This is a genomic window from Ensifer sp. (genome assembly GCF_035999185.1).
Classification (GTDB): Bacteria; Pseudomonadota; Alphaproteobacteria; order Rhizobiales; family Rhizobiaceae; genus Ensifer.
This window is the reverse complement of sequence record NZ_DASYHB010000121.1, coordinates 1-17,835: the sequence shown is the minus strand read 5'-3', so window position 1 is coordinate 17,835 and position 17,835 is coordinate 1. Positions and strand designations below refer to the sequence as shown.

General features: G+C 62.7%; 16 protein-coding genes. 6 read left to right on the top strand and 10 right to left on the bottom strand.

Annotation, left to right across the window (positions count from 1 at the left end; all coding sequences use genetic code 11):
* Positions 1-117: 117 nt before the first annotated feature.
* The 8 genes from VGO04_RS15200 to VGO04_RS15165 form a co-directional block, all read right to left on the bottom strand.
* On the bottom strand, positions 118-786 hold the full coding sequence (locus VGO04_RS15200; protein WP_327496794.1) for an HAD family hydrolase: 669 nt from the start codon (positions 784-786) through the stop codon (positions 118-120).
* 11 nt (positions 787-797) lie between these two features.
* Positions 798-2,276: a mannitol dehydrogenase family protein gene (locus VGO04_RS15195; protein ID WP_327496793.1), complete on the bottom strand. Its 1,479-nt coding sequence runs from the start codon at positions 2,274-2,276 to the stop codon at positions 798-800.
* 42 nt (positions 2,277-2,318) lie between these two features.
* A complete protein-coding gene (locus tag VGO04_RS15190) occupies positions 2,319-3,092 on the bottom strand; it encodes an L-iditol 2-dehydrogenase (RefSeq protein ID WP_327496792.1) in 774 nt (257 codons plus the stop codon).
* Entirely contained in the window at positions 3,089-4,093 is a 1,005-nt protein-coding gene (locus VGO04_RS15185; protein WP_327496791.1) for an ABC transporter ATP-binding protein, read from the bottom strand. Before VGO04_RS15185 ends, VGO04_RS15190 begins: the two co-directional genes overlap by 4 nt.
* A gap of 11 nt (positions 4,094-4,104) precedes the next feature.
* The gene (locus VGO04_RS15180; protein WP_057249061.1) at positions 4,105-4,935 is read right to left on the bottom strand and encodes a carbohydrate ABC transporter permease; all 831 of its coding nucleotides are present in this window, start codon (positions 4,933-4,935) and stop codon (positions 4,105-4,107) included.
* 5 nt (positions 4,936-4,940) lie between these two features.
* Positions 4,941-5,813 carry a sugar ABC transporter permease gene (locus VGO04_RS15175; RefSeq protein ID WP_327496790.1) on the bottom strand — a complete coding sequence of 291 codons (873 nt, stop codon included), beginning with the start codon at positions 5,811-5,813 and terminating at the stop codon, positions 4,941-4,943.
* A 162-nt stretch (positions 5,814-5,975) separates the two neighbouring features.
* Positions 5,976-7,286, bottom strand: a complete 1,311-nt coding sequence (locus VGO04_RS15170) for a sugar ABC transporter substrate-binding protein (RefSeq protein ID WP_327496789.1) — start codon at positions 7,284-7,286, stop codon at positions 5,976-5,978.
* 199 nt (positions 7,287-7,485) lie between these two features.
* The gene (locus VGO04_RS15165) at positions 7,486-8,439 is read right to left on the bottom strand and encodes a sugar-binding transcriptional regulator (protein WP_327496788.1); all 954 of its coding nucleotides are present in this window, start codon (positions 8,437-8,439) and stop codon (positions 7,486-7,488) included.
* A gap of 204 nt (positions 8,440-8,643) precedes the next feature.
* On the opposite strand from VGO04_RS15165, the gene VGO04_RS15160 reads away from it, so the two are divergent.
* Together VGO04_RS15160 and preA are read left to right on the top strand one after the other, a co-directional pair.
* Positions 8,644-10,005, top strand: a complete 1,362-nt coding sequence (locus VGO04_RS15160) for an NAD(P)-dependent oxidoreductase (RefSeq protein ID WP_327496787.1) — start codon at positions 8,644-8,646, stop codon at positions 10,003-10,005.
* A 19-nt stretch (positions 10,006-10,024) separates the two neighbouring features.
* Entirely contained in the window at positions 10,025-11,338 is a 1,314-nt protein-coding gene (gene preA / locus VGO04_RS15155; RefSeq protein WP_112985805.1) for an NAD-dependent dihydropyrimidine dehydrogenase subunit PreA, read from the top strand.
* Between the two features lie 61 nt (positions 11,339-11,399).
* Here preA and VGO04_RS15150 read toward each other — a convergent pair whose 3' ends face one another.
* The gene (locus tag VGO04_RS15150) at positions 11,400-12,422 is read right to left on the bottom strand and encodes an NAD(P)-dependent alcohol dehydrogenase (protein WP_327496786.1); all 1,023 of its coding nucleotides are present in this window, start codon (positions 12,420-12,422) and stop codon (positions 11,400-11,402) included.
* A gap of 107 nt (positions 12,423-12,529) precedes the next feature.
* On the opposite strand from VGO04_RS15150, the gene VGO04_RS15145 reads away from it, so the two are divergent.
* The 4 genes from VGO04_RS15145 (at position 12,530) to VGO04_RS15130 (ending at position 16,792) form a co-directional block, all read left to right on the top strand.
* Positions 12,530-13,429: a LysR family transcriptional regulator gene (locus tag VGO04_RS15145; protein ID WP_327496785.1), complete on the top strand. Its 900-nt coding sequence runs from the start codon at positions 12,530-12,532 to the stop codon at positions 13,427-13,429.
* A 37-nt stretch (positions 13,430-13,466) separates the two neighbouring features.
* Positions 13,467-13,838, top strand: coding sequence for a VOC family protein (locus VGO04_RS15140; protein ID WP_327496784.1), 372 nt, complete (start codon positions 13,467-13,469; stop codon positions 13,836-13,838).
* A gap of 196 nt (positions 13,839-14,034) precedes the next feature.
* Entirely contained in the window at positions 14,035-15,711 is a 1,677-nt protein-coding gene (locus tag VGO04_RS15135; RefSeq protein WP_327496783.1) for an adenylate/guanylate cyclase domain-containing protein, read from the top strand.
* A gap of 151 nt (positions 15,712-15,862) precedes the next feature.
* The gene (locus VGO04_RS15130) at positions 15,863-16,792 is read left to right on the top strand and encodes a DMT family transporter (protein WP_327496782.1); all 930 of its coding nucleotides are present in this window, start codon (positions 15,863-15,865) and stop codon (positions 16,790-16,792) included.
* 13 nt (positions 16,793-16,805) lie between these two features.
* Here the strand turns inward: VGO04_RS15130 and VGO04_RS15125 are convergent, their stop codons facing one another.
* Positions 16,806-17,459: a TetR family transcriptional regulator C-terminal domain-containing protein gene (locus VGO04_RS15125; protein ID WP_327496781.1), complete on the bottom strand. Its 654-nt coding sequence runs from the start codon at positions 17,457-17,459 to the stop codon at positions 16,806-16,808.
* Positions 17,460-17,835: the final 376 nt, after the last annotated feature.

Sequence of the window (17,835 nt, the reverse complement as noted above, 5' to 3'; positions counted from 1 at the left end):
ATGATTTGGGTCTGCTCTACCCAGAATCACAGGCGTGATCGATTGTCATCCGTGAGAGCGGCATGCGGGCGGAAGACCGCGCACACATTTCCTCGTTCCGCTCCCGTTCCGTCCCTGCTATTGGCCGACAAACTGTAACAATTCGCCCATGTCGTCAAACAGCACGTCAGGCTCGAGAGCGGCAAGACTTTGCCAGTGCTTGTCCGTGCGCGCGTGGCTGCCCCCGGCAAAGCCGAAAACTCGCATACCGGCCGCCTTGGCGGCTTCGATGCCCGCCGGGCTGTCCTCCACGACGACGCAATCCCCAGGCAGATACCCCATTTCGCGGCTTGCATGCAGGAACAGATCCGGCGCCGGCTTGCCGTATTTGACCATGGTGGCCGAAAAAATATTGGGCTCGAAGAGGTCGATAAGACCGGTCACCGTCAGCGACAGACGAATGCGCTCAGGCTGGCTGGATGAGGCGACGCAACAGGCACCCTTGAGCCCCTCGACCGCCCGCCGGATACCGGCGATCGGCTGCAGCTCGGTGCGAAAGCGGTCATAAAGGCGAAGGCGCATGCCTTCGAGAAAGGCGTCGTCGGTGGCAAGCCCATACTCGTCGTGCAGGATCGCCGACATACTTTTCAGGCTGCGTCCGAGAAAGCGTTCTGTCGCCTCCTCCGTCGTCATGGAGACGCCGGCGGCCGAAAGCACGTCCACCAGCACCTCCAGCGAAATCGGTTCGCTATCGACGAGCACCCCGTCGCAGTCGAAGATCACCAGCCTGGACGCCGCGTCGGCCATCGCACCCCACCCTAAAGCTTCGCGTCCAGATAGAGCTGGAGCGTAGCCCGCGTACCCTTTTCCCAGAGGGTTTTCAATGCGTGCCCGAAACGGCTGCAGAAGAGATCGGAGCGCGCGACATCGCCGAAGATGTCGCCAAGCGCCAGGAAAGCCATGGGATCGTCCTTGGCAGCAAGCGCTGCCTTGTTCAGCCGGTCGGCGTTCTGGTCGTTGAAGTCGATCGGCCTGCCACTGTCGGAGATGCCCGCAGAGTAGCGGCACCAGAGCGCCGACACCAGCGAAAGCCCGACGACATCTTCGCCGCGCTGGAGGCGATCCGCGGTCGACGGCAGGATGAACTTCGGCTGGCGGTTGGAGCCGTCCTGCGCCAGCCGCGGAATGGTGTCGCCGATCTTCGGATTGGAGAAGCGCGTCTCGATCAGCTTGTAGTAGTCGCCGAGATTGGTGTTCGGCACCGGCGGGATGACGGGGATGATTTCTTCATGCTCGAGCTTGGCGAGGAAGGCTCGGATCAGCGGCTCCTCCATCGCCTCGTGAACGAAATGGATGTCGAGCAAGGCGGCAGGGTAAGCGATTGCCGCATGGCCGCCGTTGAGGATGCGGATCTTCATGTGCTCGTAGGGCGCGACGTCGGGTACGAACTGGACGCCGACCTTCTCCAGCGCCGGCCGGCCGAGCGGGAAATGGTCTTCGAGCACCCATTGCTTGAATTCCTCGCAGAACACCGGCCAGGCGTCGTCGATGCCGTAATCGTCGGCAACAATGCCGATCTCGCGCGCGCCGGTCGCCGGCGTGATCCGGTCGACCATGCCGTTTGGAAAGGCGACATTGGCGTCGATCCAGTCGGCAAAGGCAGGATCAGAAAGACGTGCAAGGCCGGAAACCGCCGCATGGGTGACCTCGCCATTGCCGGGTATGTTGTCGCAGGACATCACGGTGAAGGGCGGGATGTTCTTGTCGCGGCGGGCTTTCAGGCCGGCGACAATCAGCCCGAACACCGTCTTCGGCGCGCCCGGATTTGCGGCGTCCGCAACGATGGCCGGATGCGTCGGGTTGAACACGCCCGAGGCCGGGTCGATGAAGTAGCCGCCTTCGGTGATCGTCAGCGATACGATGCGGATCGCGGGATCGGCGAGCCGGCCGACGATCGCAGCAACGTCGCCGGGCTCGAGATAGTCGATCATCGCGCCGGTGATATGGGCGCCGGTGCGGTTGTTATCCTGCTCGACGACCGTCGTCAGGAAGTCCTGCGCGGCGAGTTTGGCGCGCATGGTCGCATCCGAGGGCAGAACCCCGGCGCCGACGATCGCCCAGTCCCGGTCGTGGCCGGCGTTGAAGAGATCGTCGAGGTAGACCGCCTGATGCGCCCGATGGAAATTGCCGACGCCGAAATGCACGATGCCAGCCGTCAGATGCGACCGGTCGTAGCGCGGCACGCCGGCCTTGGCCCTGATCTGGTCGAGGGTGGCAAGTGAGAGTTTGGTCGTCATGATCCCATTTCCTTTTCGATGCCCTTGCTCGCTTGCGCGCGCTCAGCTCATCCAGTTGCCGCCGTCGACGTTGTAGGTCTGCGAGACGACGTAGTCGCTCTCAGAGGACGCAAGAAAAATCGCCATGCCCGTCAGGTCCTCTGCCGTTCCCATGCGGCCAAACGGCACTTCCGCGCCGACAAGTCGCTTCTTTTCGCCGAGCGGCCGGTTCTCGTATTTCGCAAACAGCGCATCGACACCGTCCCAGTGCTCGCCATCGACCACGCCGGGCGCAATCGCGTTGACATTGATGCCGTGCTTGATGAGGCCGAGGCCGGCCGACTGGGTCAGGCTGATGACCGCCGCCTTGGTAGCGCAGTAGACGGCGACCAGCGCCTCGCCGCGCCTGCCCGCCTGGCTTGCCATATTGATTATCTTGCCGCCCCTGCCCTGATCGATCATCTGCCTGGCTGCGGCCTGCATCGTGAACAGCGTGCCGGAAACATTGATCGCAAACAGCCGGTCATAGCTTGCGCGACTGATTTCGACGATCGGTGCAAGATCGAAGAGCGCTGCATTGTTGACGAGGATATCGAGCCCACCCGCTTGCCGGACGACGGCGGCAATCGCCTCGTCGATCGAGGCCTGGCTCGTCACGTCCATCTCGACCGCATAGGCGCCGGCACCGATCTCGGCCGCCGTCTCGCGCGCCCGTTCGATATTGATGTCGGCGATCGCGACCGTGGCGCCTTCACGGATATAGGCCTCCGCAAAGGCACGACCGATCCCCCGCGCCGACCCGGTGATCAGCGCGCTCTTTCCGTCAAGCCGTTTCATCGAACTGCGAGCCCCTTCTCGTCGAAACGATGCACGCGCTGCGGATCTGGCGTCAGGAACACGCGGTCGCCGTGGGTGACGGCAAAGTCGCCGCTGACCCGCGCCGTCACCGTGCCGACGCCGCCGTCGACATTGACGTGCAGGAAGGTGTCGGAGCCGAGATGTTCGGCAACGCCGACGGTGCCCTGCCAGGTGCCGCTTTCCTTCGACAGCGCCAGATGTTCAGGTCGAATGCCCATGGTGTGCGCCTGATAGGCGGCAGCCGCGGGACCGGAGACGATGTTCATGCGCGGCGAGCCGATGAAGCCGGCGACGAACAGGTTGTCCGGCTTGTGGTAGAGGTCGAGCGGTGAGCCCACCTGCTCGATACGGCCACGATTGAGCACCACGATCTTGTCGGCCATGGTCATGGCTTCCACCTGGTCGTGGGTGACGTAGATCATTGTCGTCTTCAAGTCCTGGTGCAGCTGGCTGATCTCCAGCCGCATGTTGACGCGAAGCGCCGCGTCGAGGTTCGAGAGCGGCTCGTCGAACAGGAATGCCTTCGGCTGCCGCACGATCGCCCGGCCGATGGCCACACGCTGGCGCTGGCCGCCCGAGAGCTGGCGGGGCTTGCGGTCGAGATAGTCGGTGAGGTTCAGCACCCGCGCCGCATCCGTGACCTTCTTGTCGATGACGGCCTTGTCCTCGCCCGCCATCTTCAGCGGGAAGGCGATGTTCGAGCGTACGCTCATATGCGGATAGAGCGCATAGGACTGGAACACCATCGAGAGACCGCGCTGCGCCGGCGGCAGTTCGGTGGCGTTCTTGCCGTCGATGACGATGTCGCCGTCGCTGACGTCCTCAAGACCGGCGATCAGCCGGAGCAGCGTCGACTTCCCGCAACCGGACGGTCCGACGAAGACGACGAACTCGCCGTTGTTGATGTCGAGATCGATCGACGGGATGACGGCATGGGCGCCAAAGACCTTCGATACCTTGCTGAGTGTAATGCTTCCCATTGTCGTATCCCTTATTTGACCGCGCCGAAGGTAAGGCCGCGTACGAGCTGCTTCTGCGAGAACCAGCCGAGTATGAGGATGGGGGCGATCGCCATGGTCGAGGCGGCCGAGAGCTTGGCGTAGAAGAGGCCCTCCGGGCTCGAATAGGAGGCGATGAAGGCGGTCAGCGGTGCTGCCTTGGCGGCGCTGAGGTTCAGCGTCCAGAACGCTTCGTTCCAGGCGAGGATGATGTTCAAGAGCAGCGTCGAGGCGATGCCTGGGATCGCCATCGGCGTCAACACGTAGATGATCTCCTTGGAGAGCGAAGCGCCATCCATGCGGGCCGCTTCCAGGATTTCGCCGGGGATCTCCTTGAAGTAGGTGTAGAGCATCCAGATGATGATCGGCAGGTTGATCAGCGTCAGCACGATGACGAGCCCGGTGCGTGTATCGAGCAGACCGGTGTTGCGGAACATCAGGTACATCGGCACCAGCACGCCGACCGACGGCATCATCTTGGTGGAGAGCATCCACATCAGCACGTCCTTGGTCCGCTTGGTCGGCGAGAACGCCATCGCCCAGGCGGACGGAATGGCGATGATGAGCCCGATCAGCGTGGAGCCGAAGGAGACGACGACCGAGTTCATGAAGTGCAGGAAGTAGTTCGAGCGGCTTTGAACCTCGTGATAGTTCTCGGTCGTCCAGTCGAAGAAGAACAGGGACGGCGGCGAGGCGATCGCTTCCGCCTCGGTCTTGAAGCTCGTCAGGAACGTCCAGAGGATTGGGAAGAAGATCAGGATGCCGATCGTCCAGGCGACGACGGTGACGACGATCTTTCTTTGGGTGGAGACGTTGCGTGCCATGGTTCTCAAGCCTCCAGCGTCTTGCCGATCATGCGCATCAGGAAGAATGCGACGATGTTGGCGAGGATGACGGCGATGATGCCGCCGGCGGACGCGCCGCCCACGTCGAATTGCAAGAGAGCCTGCGCATAGACGAGGAAGGTCAGGTTGGTGCTCTGCGTGCCCGGGCCGCCATTGGTCGTCACCAGGATCTCGGCAAAGACCGAGAGCAGGAAGATCGTCTGGATCAGGATGACGACGGTGATCGCGCGGGACAGATGCGGCAGCACCAGGTAGATGAAGCGGCTAAAGGCGCCGGCGCCGTCCATCTGGGCGGCTTCCTTCTGCTCCTCGTCAAGCGACTGCAGCGCAGTCAGGAGGATCAGCGTCGCAAAGGGCAGCCATTGCCAGGCGACGATCAGGATCACCGACATCAACGGCGCATTGGCGAGGAAGTCGAAGGGCTGCAGCCCGAAGAGCTTGGCGATCCAAGCGAAGAGCCCGTTGACCGGGTTCATGAACATGTTCTTCCAGACGAGTGCTGCCACCGTCGGCATGATCAGGAAGGGCGCGATGACGAGGATGCGCACGATCCCCTGCCCGAACATCGGCTGGTCGAGCAGAAGCGCCAGCGCAATGCCACCGACGACGGTGATGAACAACACCCCGAGCACGATCGCCAGCGTGTTGAACAGCGCCTGGAAAAAAGCGGGATCAGTGAGGAAGTAGCTGTAGTTCGAAAACCCCGCGAACTCCTCCATGCCCGGCATCAGGAGATTGTAGCGCAGGAATGAGAAGTAGATCGTCATGGCCAGGGGAACGATCATCCAGGCCAGAAGCAGAAGCACCGAGGGCGCGATCATCAGCCGCGCGGCGGAGCGGGTGTGCAAGGTCGCCATGGCGTCCCCCCAAATGACGGAATTCAACGCTGTATTGATTGCTCGGACCGGGCGCGCACGGGTCACCGCGCGCGCCGCGGGATATCCTTCGGGAGAGCGACCCGGAGGAGAATTACCGGGGCACCGGCCATTCGCGGCCGGCACCCCGGGCCCTTGGGAGCCCTACTTGATGTAGCCGGCCTTGGTCATCTCACGTTCGGTGAGCTTCTGCGCGCTGGCCAGCGCATCGTCGACGCTCATCTGTCCGGCAAGCGCTGCGGAGAACTGTTGGCCGACCGCCGTGCCGAGACCCTGGAATTCCGGGATCGCCACGAACTGCACGCCGACATAGGGAACGGGCTTCACCGCCGGGTTCTTCGGGTCGGCCGCGTTGATCGAGTCGAGCGTCATCTTCGCGAACGGCGCCGCCTTCTGGTATTCGGCGTTGGCGTAGAGCGAGGTGCGCGTGCCCGGAGGAACGTTGGCCCAGCCTTCCTTCTCCGCCACCAGATTCAGGTAGCCCTTGCCGGTTGCCCAGGAAATGAACTTCTCGGCCGAAGCGACCTTCTGCGAGCCTGCGGGGATGGCGAGGTTCCAGGCCCAGAGCCAGTTGCCACGCTTGCCAAGACCGGTATCCGGAGCAAGCGCGAAGCCCACCTTGTCGGCAACCGTCGATTCCTTCGGATTGGTCACGAAGGACGCTGCCACCGTCGCGTCGATCCACATGCCGCACTTGCCGGTCTGGAACAGCGACAGGTTTTCGTTGAAGCCGTTCGAGGATGCACCGGGCGGTCCGGCGTCGTTCATCAGCTTGACGTAGAAGTCGAGTGCGTTCTTCCATTCCGGCTGATCGAACTGCGGCTTCCAGTTCTCGTCAAACCAGCGGGCGCCAAAGGCGTTTGCGGTCGCCGTCAGGAAGGCCATGTTTTCGCCCCAGCCGGCCTTGCCGCGCAGGCAGATGCCGTAGACCTCGGCGTTCTTGTCGGTGATCTTGCGTGCCGCGTCGGCGATGAAGTCCCAGGTCGGTGCGTCGGGCATGCTGAGCCCGGCCTTTTCGAACAGGTCCTTGCGGTACATCACCATCGAGCTTTCGCCGTAGAACGGTGCCGCATAGAGCTTGCCGTCGATGGTGAGGCCCGAGCGGATCGCCGGCAGCAGATCGTCGACGTCATAGTCGGCGCCGAGGTTGTCGAGCGGCAGCAACCAACCCTGCTTGGCCCAGATCGGCACTTCATAGGTGCCGATCGTCATGATGTCGTACTGCCCGCCCTTGGTGGCGATGTCGGTCGTCACGCGCTGACGCAGGACGTTTTCCTCAAGCGTGACCCATTCGAGCTGAATGTCCGGATTCTTGGCCGTGAAATCCTCCGTCAGCTTCTGCATCCGGATCATGTCGCCATTGTTCACGGTCGCAATCGTCAGGGTTTCTGCTTGGGCCAGACCCGACAGAGCGACTGCCGAGCACGTGCCCAGCAGGAAAGTTCTCAAATTCATCGACTTCCTCCCAGAAGAAAATGAGCATTTGCCTTGCTCATGGGCAATTACTCACTTCTCATGACAAATTGTCAATGCGCAATCGTTGCTGCGCCGCACACAGAAACATTAGAAGGTTGTTTTGATTGCCGATTTTTTCTTTACGCAAATGCGAAAGGCCGGCGCGTCGGCCGGCCTTTTCAAACGTTTCGTATTGCGATCAGGCGTTGAGCAGGTAGCTCGCCGTCGCCTCATCGGTGATGAGGCCGTTGATGATTCCACCCTTCACGGCCGCCCTTAGCGCATCATATTTGCGCCGGCCCTTGGCAAGGCCGATGACCGAGGCCTTGTCGCGCGGCGGCAAGGGAACGGAGGCAACGCGCTCGTTGAAGCTGCCCGACAGCAGCGCACCATCATGATCGAACATCCAGCCGCAGATCTCGCCGGCGGCCCCGGCTTTCGTGAGGCCGGCCATTTCGTCCTGCGCCAGAAAGCCGTCCTGACAGAGTGGCGCGTCGGGGCCGAGCTCGCCGACGCCGACGAAGGCGACATTGGCCTCCGCGCCAAGCTTCAGCGCCACCTGCACCAGGCTCTGGCTGTGCAGCACTTCGCGCTCTTCGGCAGACGCCGCAAGCACCGGCAGCGGCATCGGAAAATGCCGGGCCTTCACCGCATCGGCCATGCTGAAGATGACGTTGTAATAGGCGGCCGAACCGTCGAGGCCGATATTGCCGGTCAAGGAAACGATGCGGTGCTGCGGACATTCCATCGGTGGCAACTGATCGACCGCCGCTTTCAGAGTACGTCCGGTGCCGATCGCCAGTACCTGCGGTTCCGGCGACTTCAGCCAGCGCTCGATTTCGGCAGCCCCTGCCTCGGCGATGCCGACGGTTGTCGAGGTCGAGCCCGGATCGCTCGGCACCACTTCCACATATTTCAGCCCGTACCGGTCGCGAAGTCCCGCGGCAGCTTCAAGGCACGCGGCGATCGGATGATCGAGCCGGACCTTGATCAGCCGCTCGGACATGGCAAGCGACACCAGCCGTTGCGCCGACTGGCGCGATATTCCCATGACCGTCGCAATCTCGTCCTGGGTGCGGCCGGCGACATAGTATAACCAGCCCGCCCGGGCAGCATCGTCAAGCCTGTTGTTCGCCTCGCCCCTGCGCGCCATGTCCGTTCTCCATTCCCCCTTGATTTGCTGCCACTATTTGCCCGTGCATGTCAAACAGCGGCCAAGAACAAGACCCGACGCGTTTGTTGCAAAGTCCCGGATCACAAGGCTTTCACGTCAATTCGGCTTCAAACTTTTACCGTTTGATAAAAAAATAAAGCGTGTTACCGTTCCATCATCCTGAGAAAACATTGGGAGCCAAAAATGGGAACGACACAATCTGGGATCCTCGGCGGCCGTCTGCCGCTCGGGGAGTACGAGAGCAATTTCTCCGACCTGCATCCGGCGCTCGACAAGCACGAAGCCCTTGTTGCTTCCGACCGCTGTTATTTCTGTCATGACGCGCCGTGCATGACGGCCTGTCCCACCTCCATCGATATCCCGCTGTTCATTCGGCAGATATCGACGGGCAACCCGATCGGATCGGCCAAGACGATCTTCGATCAGAACATCCTGGGCGGCATGTGCGCCCGCGTCTGTCCCACCGAAACGCTCTGCGAACAGGCCTGCGTTCGCAACACCGCCGAGGAGCGCCCGGTCGAGATCGGCCGCCTGCAGCGCTACGCGACCGATGTGGCGATGCGCGAGAACAAGCAGTTCTACACCCGCGCGGAAACCTCCGGCCGCAAGGTTGCGGTCGTCGGCGCCGGTCCTGCCGGCCTCGCCGCCGCCCATCGTCTGGCAGTCAAGGGCCATGACGTCGTGATCTACGATGCCCGGCCGAAGTCGGGTGGCCTCAACGAATATGGCATCGCCGCCTATAAGTCGGTCGACGACTTTGCCCAGAAGGAAGTCGACTACGTGCTGTCGATCGGCGGCATCGAGGTCAGGAACGGCCAGGCTCTCGGCCGCGACTTCACCCTCGCCGATCTCTCGGAACAGTACGACGCCGTCTTCCTCGGCCTCGGCCTTGCCGGCGTCAATGCGCTGCGGCTTGAAGGAGAAAACGCGGAAGGCGTCGACGACGCCGTCGATTTCATTGCGGCCCTCCGCCAGTCGAAGACCAAGGCAGACATTCCCGTCGGCCGCCGCGTCGTCGTCCTTGGCGGCGGCATGACCGCAGTCGACGCGGCCGTCCAGGCAAAACTGCTCGGCGCCGAAGAGGTGACGATCTGCTACCGCCGGGGCAAGGAGCACATGAACGCCTCCGAGTTCGAGCAGGATCTGGCGGCTTCCAAGGGCGTCACCATCCGCCACTGGCTGCAGCCGAAGCGCATCGCCGAAAAGGACGGCAAGGTCGCCGGCATCGAGCTGGAATACACGACGCTCGAGGATGGAAAGCTGACGGCAACCGGCGAAACCGGTATCATAGCGGCCGACCAGATTTTCAAGGCGATCGGCCAGAGCTTCCTCGGCGCCGGCCTCGGTGCGCTGCAGCTCGAAGGCGGTCGTATCGTCGCGGATGCCGAAGGACGAACCTCGATCGACAACGTCTGGGCCGGCGGCGACTGCGTGCTTGGCGGCGAGGACCTGACGGTTTCGGCCGTCGCCATGGGCCGCGACGCGGCTGAATCGATCAACCGGGCTTTCGCCGCGGCCGCACCGCGCGCGAGTGCCGTCGCCTAAAGATCGGGAGGAGGAACCAATGGCTGATCTTCGCAACAATTTCGTCGGCATCAAGTCTCCGAACCCGTTCTGGCTGGCATCCGCGCCGCCGACCGACAAGGCCTACAACGTCGAGCGCGCCTTCAAGGCCGGCTGGGGCGGTGTGGTCTGGAAAACGCTCGGCGAGGAAGGACCGCCAGTCGTCAACGTCAACGGCCCGCGCTACGGCGCAATCTGGGGCGCCGACCGCCGGCTTCTGGGCTTGAACAACATCGAGCTCATCACCGACCGCGACCTCTATGTGAACCTGCGCGAAATGAAGCAGGTGAAGATGAACTGGCCGGACCGGGCGCTGATCGCCTCGATCATGGTGCCCTGCGAGGAGGAGGCGTGGAAGGCGATCCTGCCTTTGGTCGAAGAGACCGGTGCTGATGGCATCGAGCTCAACTTCGGCTGTCCGCACGGCATGTCCGAGCGCGGCATGGGTGCCGCCGTCGGCCAGGTGCCGGAATATATCGAAATGGTCGTGCGCTGGTGCAAGCAGTACACCCGCATGCCTGTTATCACCAAGCTGACGCCTAATATCACCGATATCCGCAAGCCGGCCCGCGCCGCCAAGGCCGGCGGCACCGACGCCGTGTCGCTGATCAACACGATCAACTCGATCGTGTCCGTCGATCTCGACAACTTCGCCCCCAACCCGACGGTCGGCGGCAAGGGCACCCATGGCGGCTATTGCGGCCCGGCGGTCAAGCCGATTGCGCTGAACATGGTCGCCGAGATCGCCCGCGATCCGGAAACCTACGGCCTGCCGATCTCCGGCATCGGCGGCATCACCACCTGGCGCGACGCGGCCGAATTCCTGGCGCTTGGCGCCGGCAACGTCCAGGTCTGCACCGCGGCGATGACCTACGGCTTCAAGATCGTCCAGGAAATGATCTCGGGCCTGTCCGACTGGATGGATGCCAAGGGCCACCGCGACCTCGACGACATCACCGGACGCGCCGTGCCAAACGTCACCGACTGGCAGTATCTGAACCTCAACTACATCGCCAAGGCGAAGATCGACCAGGATGCCTGCATCAAGTGCGGTCGCTGCCACATCGCCTGCGAGGACACCTCGCACCAGGCGATCACCCAGTTCGTCAACGGTGTGCGCCACTTCGAGGTGATGGAAGACGAGTGCGTCGGCTGCAATCTTTGCGTCAACGTCTGTCCCGTCGAAAACTGCATCACCATGGAAGAGCTGCCGGCCGGCACGCTCGACCAGCGCACCGGCAAGCCGGTTGATCCGAACTACGCCAACTGGACGACCCATCCGAACAATCCGATGGCCCGCCAGGCCGCCGAGTAACGGATCGCGTCACTTCATGGAAACGCCGCCGGACACAATCCGGCGGCGTTTCCATTTCGCCTTAGAACTCGACGACGACCTTGCCGAATGGGCCGCGATCGAGATGCGCCAGCGCTGCCGGGAACTGTTCGAATGGGTAGCGGGCATCGATCACCGGCTTGATCCCTGTCCGGTCAACGGCGGCGGTGAGGTCCTCCAGCGCCCGGCGATGGGCAACGCCGATTCCCTGGATGACGGGCGATTTTAAAAGAACCGGCGTCACCGGCGCCGAGATCTCGGCACCTTCGAACACCCCGATCACCGATATCCGCCCCTGCACCGCGACGGCCTGCAGCGACTTGCCAAGATTGGCACCGCCGGCCATCTCCAGGATATGATCGGCGCCCTGATCGCCGGTAATTTCAAGAACGCGCTCCGCCCAGTCCTCAGATGCACGGTTGATCCCGTGGTCTGCGCCAAGCGCACGCGCACGCGCAAGCTTGTCTGGGCTTGCCGACGTGACGATAACCTCGGCGCCGTGCGCCTTGGCGATCTGCAGCCCGAACAGCGATACGCCGCCGGTGCCCTGAACGACAACGCGGTCACCTGCCTTCGGATGCCCCTTTTCAACCAGCGCGAACCAGGCCGTCACTCCGGCACAGGGCAAGGTGCTCGCCTCGCCGTCGTCGAGACTTTCGGGTGCCGCGACAAACCAGTCCTCGGGGAAGGCGACATATTGCGAGGCGACGCCCGGGTTGAGGCCGCCGAGGGCATATGACGTCGGGTGGCGGGCGGTGCCGGGCTTTTGACCGTCGATCCAGGTGGGGTCGAAAACGGAGATCACGCGATCGCCGGCCTTGAACCGCGTCACGTCGCGGCCGACCGCTTCGACGACGCCGGCCATGTCGGAGCCCGGCACGAAGGGGAAGGAAAGCGGCATGCCCATGCCGTTTTCCAGCACCAGCTTGTCGCGGAAATTGAGCGACACCGCGGTCGTGCGAACGAGCACCTCACCCGGCCCCGGCTCAGGCACGGCACGTTCCGTGATTTTGAGGTTCTGCGCCCCAAGCGCATCGACCGTCCATTCCTTCATCAGTCTCGCCATGGCTTCTTCCTTTCACTGGAGTGATCTGATGGAGAAACCATAGCGTTGAATTAATCTCTCCAGTTGCGATAAGAATTCCTCATATTGGTTCTCATGGAGATACAATCATGGAGCGATTGGGAGGCATTTCCGCCTTCGTCGAGGCGGCGGAAGCCGGCGGATTTTCGGCAGCGGCAGAGAGGCTGCACCTTTCGCGCTCCGCAGTCGGCAAGGCGATTGCCAAGCTGGAGCAAAGACTGGGCGTCCGCCTCTTTCATCGCACGACCCGCACCCAGAGCCTGACTGCGGAAGGCCAGCTCTATTACGAGAGTTGCCTCAGAGCCCTTGATGAAATCCGGACCGGCGAAGCATTGCTTGAATCGGGAAAGCAGGAAATTCGCGGCCGGCTGCGGCTTTCGATGCCCGTGGTTTTCGGACGGCAATGCGTCATGCCGCTGCTGTCGGAACTCATGCGTCAACACCCGCAGCTCGAGCTTGATATCAATTTCAGCGACCGCAGGGTCGATCTCGTCGAGGATGGTTTCGATCTCGCCATCCGCACGGGTCCATTGCCGGATGATCCCGGCCTGATGGCACGCAAGGTTGCCAACCAGGCAATGACGGTCTGCGCCTCCCCCGCCTATCTTGCAGCGTACGGCACACCACGCACACCCGACGACCTGCTCGGCCATCAGGCGATCCTCTACCGGCGCAGCAGCGATGCACTGTCCTGGTCCTTTCCGATCAAGGGAGCTGCCCCTCGGCAAGTGACGCCACCGGCGCGGCTGAAACTCGACGATCTCACATCGATCGCCGATGCGGCGGCAGACGGCTTCGGTCTTGCCTGGCTGCCCTGCTGGCTGGTGCGCGGCCACGTCGCCTCCGGCCGCCTTGTCAGGATCCTGACCGATGTCCCCGCCCTTTCCTTCGGTGCCCACGTCGTCTGGCCGCGCACGCAGTACATGCCGCCGAAACTGCGCCTGATGATCGATACGCTTGCCGAGCGTCTGGCTCCCATGATGGAATGAGCGACAAGCGGGACTGGTTTTCGCAGGGATTTTCGACATGCAGAAAGTGACCGGCATCGGCGGGATCTTTTTCCGCAGCAGCGATCCTGAGGGGCTCGCCGCCTGGTATGAGGCGCATCTCGGCGTCAAACGCGTGCCGTCGAGCTACGATGATCCGTGCTGGCAGCAGCGCGGCGGCAGCACCGTCTTTGCCCCGTTCAAGCGCGATACTGGCTATTTCGGTCGAAGGGAGCAGATGTGGATGATCAATTTCCGCGTCGATGACCTCGATGCGATGGTGGAACAGCTTCGAAATGCTGGCATCGAGGTGACGCTCAACCCCGAAGCCTATCCCAACGGCCGTTTCGCCCGCCTCCATGATCCGGAAGGCAACCCAATCGAACTCTGGCAACCCAACCCCGGTGAATAGCGCTGCCGCTCGATAACGAACAGGACACGAAATCGAAACAGATTGTGTAAAAATGGTAAGTTGTCGGCCCGCACGATCTGGATAATAAGGGAGAACTCATACGGGGTGCAAAGCGCGTTCGACCAAGGACTGCGGCGCATTTCCGACGTTCTGACATTGCAGCCGGACGATGCGCCGGCAGAGCCGGACTTGTTGCTTGACGATCATCTCGGCCAACCGACGCAAGCGAATTCACCTCGTTTCCGGGGCGATCCTCGGTTCGTTCATCCTCGCGCATTTCTTCAACCATGCGCTCGGCCTGATTTCGATCGAGGCGATGGAAGCGGCCCGCAAGGCCTTCAACCTCATCTGGCATAGCGTCCCCGGCACCGTCATGCTTTACGGGGCCCTGCTCCTGCATTTCGCCATGGCGCTCGACAGCATCTACCGCCGACAGACGCTGCGCATGCCCGCCCGCGAGGCGTTGAAGATCGTCTTCGGGCTCAGCCTGCCCTTCCTTTTGATCGGCCATGTCACCGCGGCCCGGATCGAGCCGCTGTTTACCGGCATCGACACCGACTATCCGACGATGCTGAGAGCGCTCTGGTCGAGCTCGACCAATGCAATCAGGCAGTCGGCAGCGCTGTTGCTCGCCTGGGGTCACGGCTGCCTCGGCGCCTGGTTCTGGATGCGCGGGCGCACCTGGTTTCCGCGCTACGAAATCCTGCTTTACACGGTCGCGATCCTCGTGCCGATCTTCGCGCTGCTCGGTTTCGTCAGCGGCGCCCGCTCGCTCGAAACCGCCTATGAGGAGCATGGCGGCTATGGCGACCGGGCCTATGTGAAGCCCTCCTTCGATCCGACCTTGCTGGAGGATATCCGTCTCGGCCTCTACCTCGGTTTCGCCGGTCTGATCGCCGGCACCCTGGTGCTGCGGGCGCTGCCGCGCGGCGGCCGGATCCGTGTGCGCTATCCCGACGGCAAGGTCGCAACCGTCAATCTCGGCTTCAGCGTGCTTGAAGCGAGCCGCGCCGCCGGCATCGCCCATGTCTCGGTCTGCGGCGGCCGCGGACGCTGCTCGACCTGCCGCGTGCGCGTCATCCAGGGCCTGGAAGACCAGCCCGCCCCGGAGGATGCGGAGCTTGCGACACTCACGCGTATCGGTGCGCCCGACAATGTCCGCCTCGCCTGCCAGTTCCGCCCGGTGCACAATGTCACGGTCGTGCCGATCCTCGACAGCGACAGTCTCGGCATCAAGAAGCAGATCGGGCGCGAAGGCGGCGAAGGCAGAGAGCGGCGGATCGCCGTGCTGTTCTGCGATCTGCGCGGCTTTACCAGCATCGCCGAGCACAAGCTGCCGTTCGACACCGTCTTCCTGCTCAATCGCTATTTCGAGATGGTCGGCGAAGCTGTCGAGGATTCCGGTGGCGTCATCGACAAGTTCATCGGTGACGGGGCGCTGGCGATCTTCGGCCTCAAGAGCACCTATGCCGAGGCGTGCCGGCAGTCGCTGGCCGCCGCCGCCCGAATATCCACCGGCATCGAGGCCCTCAACCAGACGTTCCGCGGCGAACTCGACGAGCCGCTCCGCATCGCCATGGGGCTGCATGCCGGCCCGGCGATCATCGGCGAAATCGGCTACGGCCAGGCAACGTCGCTGACGGCCGTCGGCGATACGATCAACACCGCAAGTCGGCTGGAAGGCCTCGCCAAGGAACACGATGTGCAGCTCGCCGTCTCGGCCGAGCTCGTCAATCGGGCGGGCCTGGCAATGGACGGACACGAGCAGCTGGACATCAGCCTTAGAGGTCGGCAGGCAACGCTTGAGACCTGGATCGTCGCGGATGCCGCCCACATCTCCGCGGCCTTGCAGCCAGCACCGTCGGATGCGTAGTGCAACCCCTTCAAAGCGTGAAACAGTTTTCGCGTCCGAAGGTGCATAGCTTCAAGCCATTGGATCTTTTCATGGTTTCAATGACGCGTTGAAATGATCTAGTAGTAGGGATCCTTCCCGCACTCGCCGCCGACCCAATCCGGAAGCCCGCATGAAACAGGACGTATCCCCGAAAACCGCGCATCAGGTTCACGCGAAGGGTCTTGAGAAACTGAAGGCGCATCTGGCGATGATGACCTTCGCCGTTCTGATCGCCGGGTCCTTTTCCTTCGGCGGCCTTGCCACCCAGCATATGGGCGCCGGACCGCTGACGCTCTGGCGCTATCTTCTGACCGTGGTGGTCCTCGGGGTACTCACCTTCGGCTATGCGCGCGTCCCCTTTCATTTCCCGAAGCAATCGTGGCGGTTCGTCATCCTCGGTGGCCTGATCGCCGTCTACATGCTGACGATGTTCAAGGCGCTGGAATTCACCAGCCCTGTTTCGACGGGCGCCGTCTTCACCCTGATGCCGCTCTTGAGCGCCGGCTTTGCCTTTTTGCTGCTGGGCCAGCATACGCGGCCGGGCGTGCTCGCCGGCCTGATCATCGCAGCGCTCGGCGCGGTCTGGGTGATCTTTCGCGCCGATGTCGGCGCAATCCTTGCCTTCGACGTCGGCCAGGGCGAGCTGATCTTCTTCGTCGGCGTCATCTGCCACGCGATCTATGTGCCGCTGATCCGCAAGTTCGGCCGCCACGAGAGCCCCTTCGCCTTCGGTTTCTGGGTCGCCGTCTTCACCGTGCCGTGGCTGCTGGTCCCGGGAGCCGTCGGCCTCGTCACCGCCGACTTCGCGAGCCTTCCGCTCGTCGTCTGGCTCGCCGTCCTCTATCTGGCGGTGGTCACCACGGCGATCACCTTCCTGCTGCTGCAATACGCCTCGATGCGGCTGCCCGCCTCGAAAGTGCTTGGCTACGGCTATCTGACGCCGAGCTTTATCATCCTGCTCGAAGGTCTGCTCGGCCATGGCTGGACCAGCCTGCCGGTCCTCGCGGGTGCTTTGACGACCGCCTGTGGGCTGCTCCTGATGGCGTTGTTGCCGGATTGACGACCAGAAAAGTCTAGACGGCCGGCTGCTCGCTGACCTGCAATCCGTCGACGAACAGCCTTTCGAGGAATCGCGCCGCGTCCTCGAAGCGTCCATCGCCAGAGTTGCCCTGCCCGAGCACGGCGCGCACCTGCACGTCGAAGTCGGCATAGTGCTGGGTCGTGGACCAGATAGCGAAGATCAAATGATAGGGATCGCATTTGGCGATCTTGCCCGCCTTGGCCCAGGCCCGGATCACCTCGGCCTTCTCGTCGACCAGCGACTTCAGCGGTCCTTTGAGCTCGTCTTCGATATGCGGCGCGCCTTGCAGCACCTCGTTGGCGAAGAGCCGGCTTTCGCGCGGATAGTCGCGGGCCATCTCGAGCTTGCGGCGGATGTAACTGCGGATCTCGCTAACCGGATTGCCCTCGGCGTTGAATTCGCGCAAGGGGTCGAGCCAGGTATCGAGCACCCGGTCGATCAGCGCCCGGTGCATCGCTTCCTTGGTGCGGAAATAATAGAGCAGGTTCGGCTTCGACATGCCCGCCACATCGGCGATCTGGTCGACCGTCGCACCGCGAAAACCGTTGGCCGAGAAGACTTCGAGCGCCGCTTCGAGAATGCGCTCCTCCTTCTCCTCCTGGATGCGTGTCCGCCTCTGGGTCCTGGCCGCTCTCGGTAGTACCATCTGTCCCCCTGCCGGTGCCCCGACGCCTCGCACAGCACCCCGGTTTGCCCAAATTCTGGCCCCGCCATCTATTTGGACAACAACTTCGTTTTTTTGTTTTTCCGGCTTGAGTGCCGCAACGGAAGTTGTAATGTTTACCAACCGGTCAAATTATCAGTCAGTTCGCCAGCAAAGGCAACGGCTGATCGAAGGGCACCAGAAAAAACCAAGCCTGGATTTGACCACGGGAACATAGGGGCTCGCCGCAACCGGTAAAGCCCTGAAAAGATGAGGAGACCGCCGTGGCAGCACCTGGCGAGAACATGCGCGTCAATTCAGACCGCCTGTGGGATTCACTTATGGAGATGGCCAAGATCGGCCCTGGTGTCGCCGGCGG

Coding starts and splice junctions, on each gene's coding strand:
- VGO04_RS15200 (WP_327496794.1), bottom strand. CDS start 786: ATGGCCGACGCGGCGTCCAGGCTGGTGATCTTCGACTGCGACGGGGTG.
- VGO04_RS15195 (WP_327496793.1), bottom strand. CDS start 2,276: ATGACGACCAAACTCTCACTTGCCACCCTCGACCAGATCAGGGCCAAG.
- VGO04_RS15190 (WP_327496792.1), bottom strand. CDS start 3,092: ATGAAACGGCTTGACGGAAAGAGCGCGCTGATCACCGGGTCGGCGCGG.
- VGO04_RS15185 (WP_327496791.1), bottom strand. CDS start 4,093: ATGGGAAGCATTACACTCAGCAAGGTATCGAAGGTCTTTGGCGCCCAT.
- VGO04_RS15180 (WP_057249061.1), bottom strand. CDS start 4,935: ATGGCACGCAACGTCTCCACCCAAAGAAAGATCGTCGTCACCGTCGTC.
- VGO04_RS15175 (WP_327496790.1), bottom strand. CDS start 5,813: ATGGCGACCTTGCACACCCGCTCCGCCGCGCGGCTGATGATCGCGCCC.
- VGO04_RS15170 (WP_327496789.1), bottom strand. CDS start 7,286: ATGAATTTGAGAACTTTCCTGCTGGGCACGTGCTCGGCAGTCGCTCTG.
- VGO04_RS15165 (WP_327496788.1), bottom strand. CDS start 8,439: ATGGCGCGCAGGGGCGAGGCGAACAACAGGCTTGACGATGCTGCCCGG.
- VGO04_RS15160 (WP_327496787.1), top strand. CDS start 8,644: ATGGGAACGACACAATCTGGGATCCTCGGCGGCCGTCTGCCGCTCGGG.
- preA (WP_112985805.1), top strand. CDS start 10,025: ATGGCTGATCTTCGCAACAATTTCGTCGGCATCAAGTCTCCGAACCCG.
- VGO04_RS15150 (WP_327496786.1), bottom strand. CDS start 12,422: ATGGCGAGACTGATGAAGGAATGGACGGTCGATGCGCTTGGGGCGCAG.
- VGO04_RS15145 (WP_327496785.1), top strand. CDS start 12,530: ATGGAGCGATTGGGAGGCATTTCCGCCTTCGTCGAGGCGGCGGAAGCC.
- VGO04_RS15140 (WP_327496784.1), top strand. CDS start 13,467: ATGCAGAAAGTGACCGGCATCGGCGGGATCTTTTTCCGCAGCAGCGAT.
- VGO04_RS15130 (WP_327496782.1), top strand. CDS start 15,863: ATGAAACAGGACGTATCCCCGAAAACCGCGCATCAGGTTCACGCGAAG.
- VGO04_RS15125 (WP_327496781.1), bottom strand. CDS start 17,459: ATGGTACTACCGAGAGCGGCCAGGACCCAGAGGCGGACACGCATCCAG.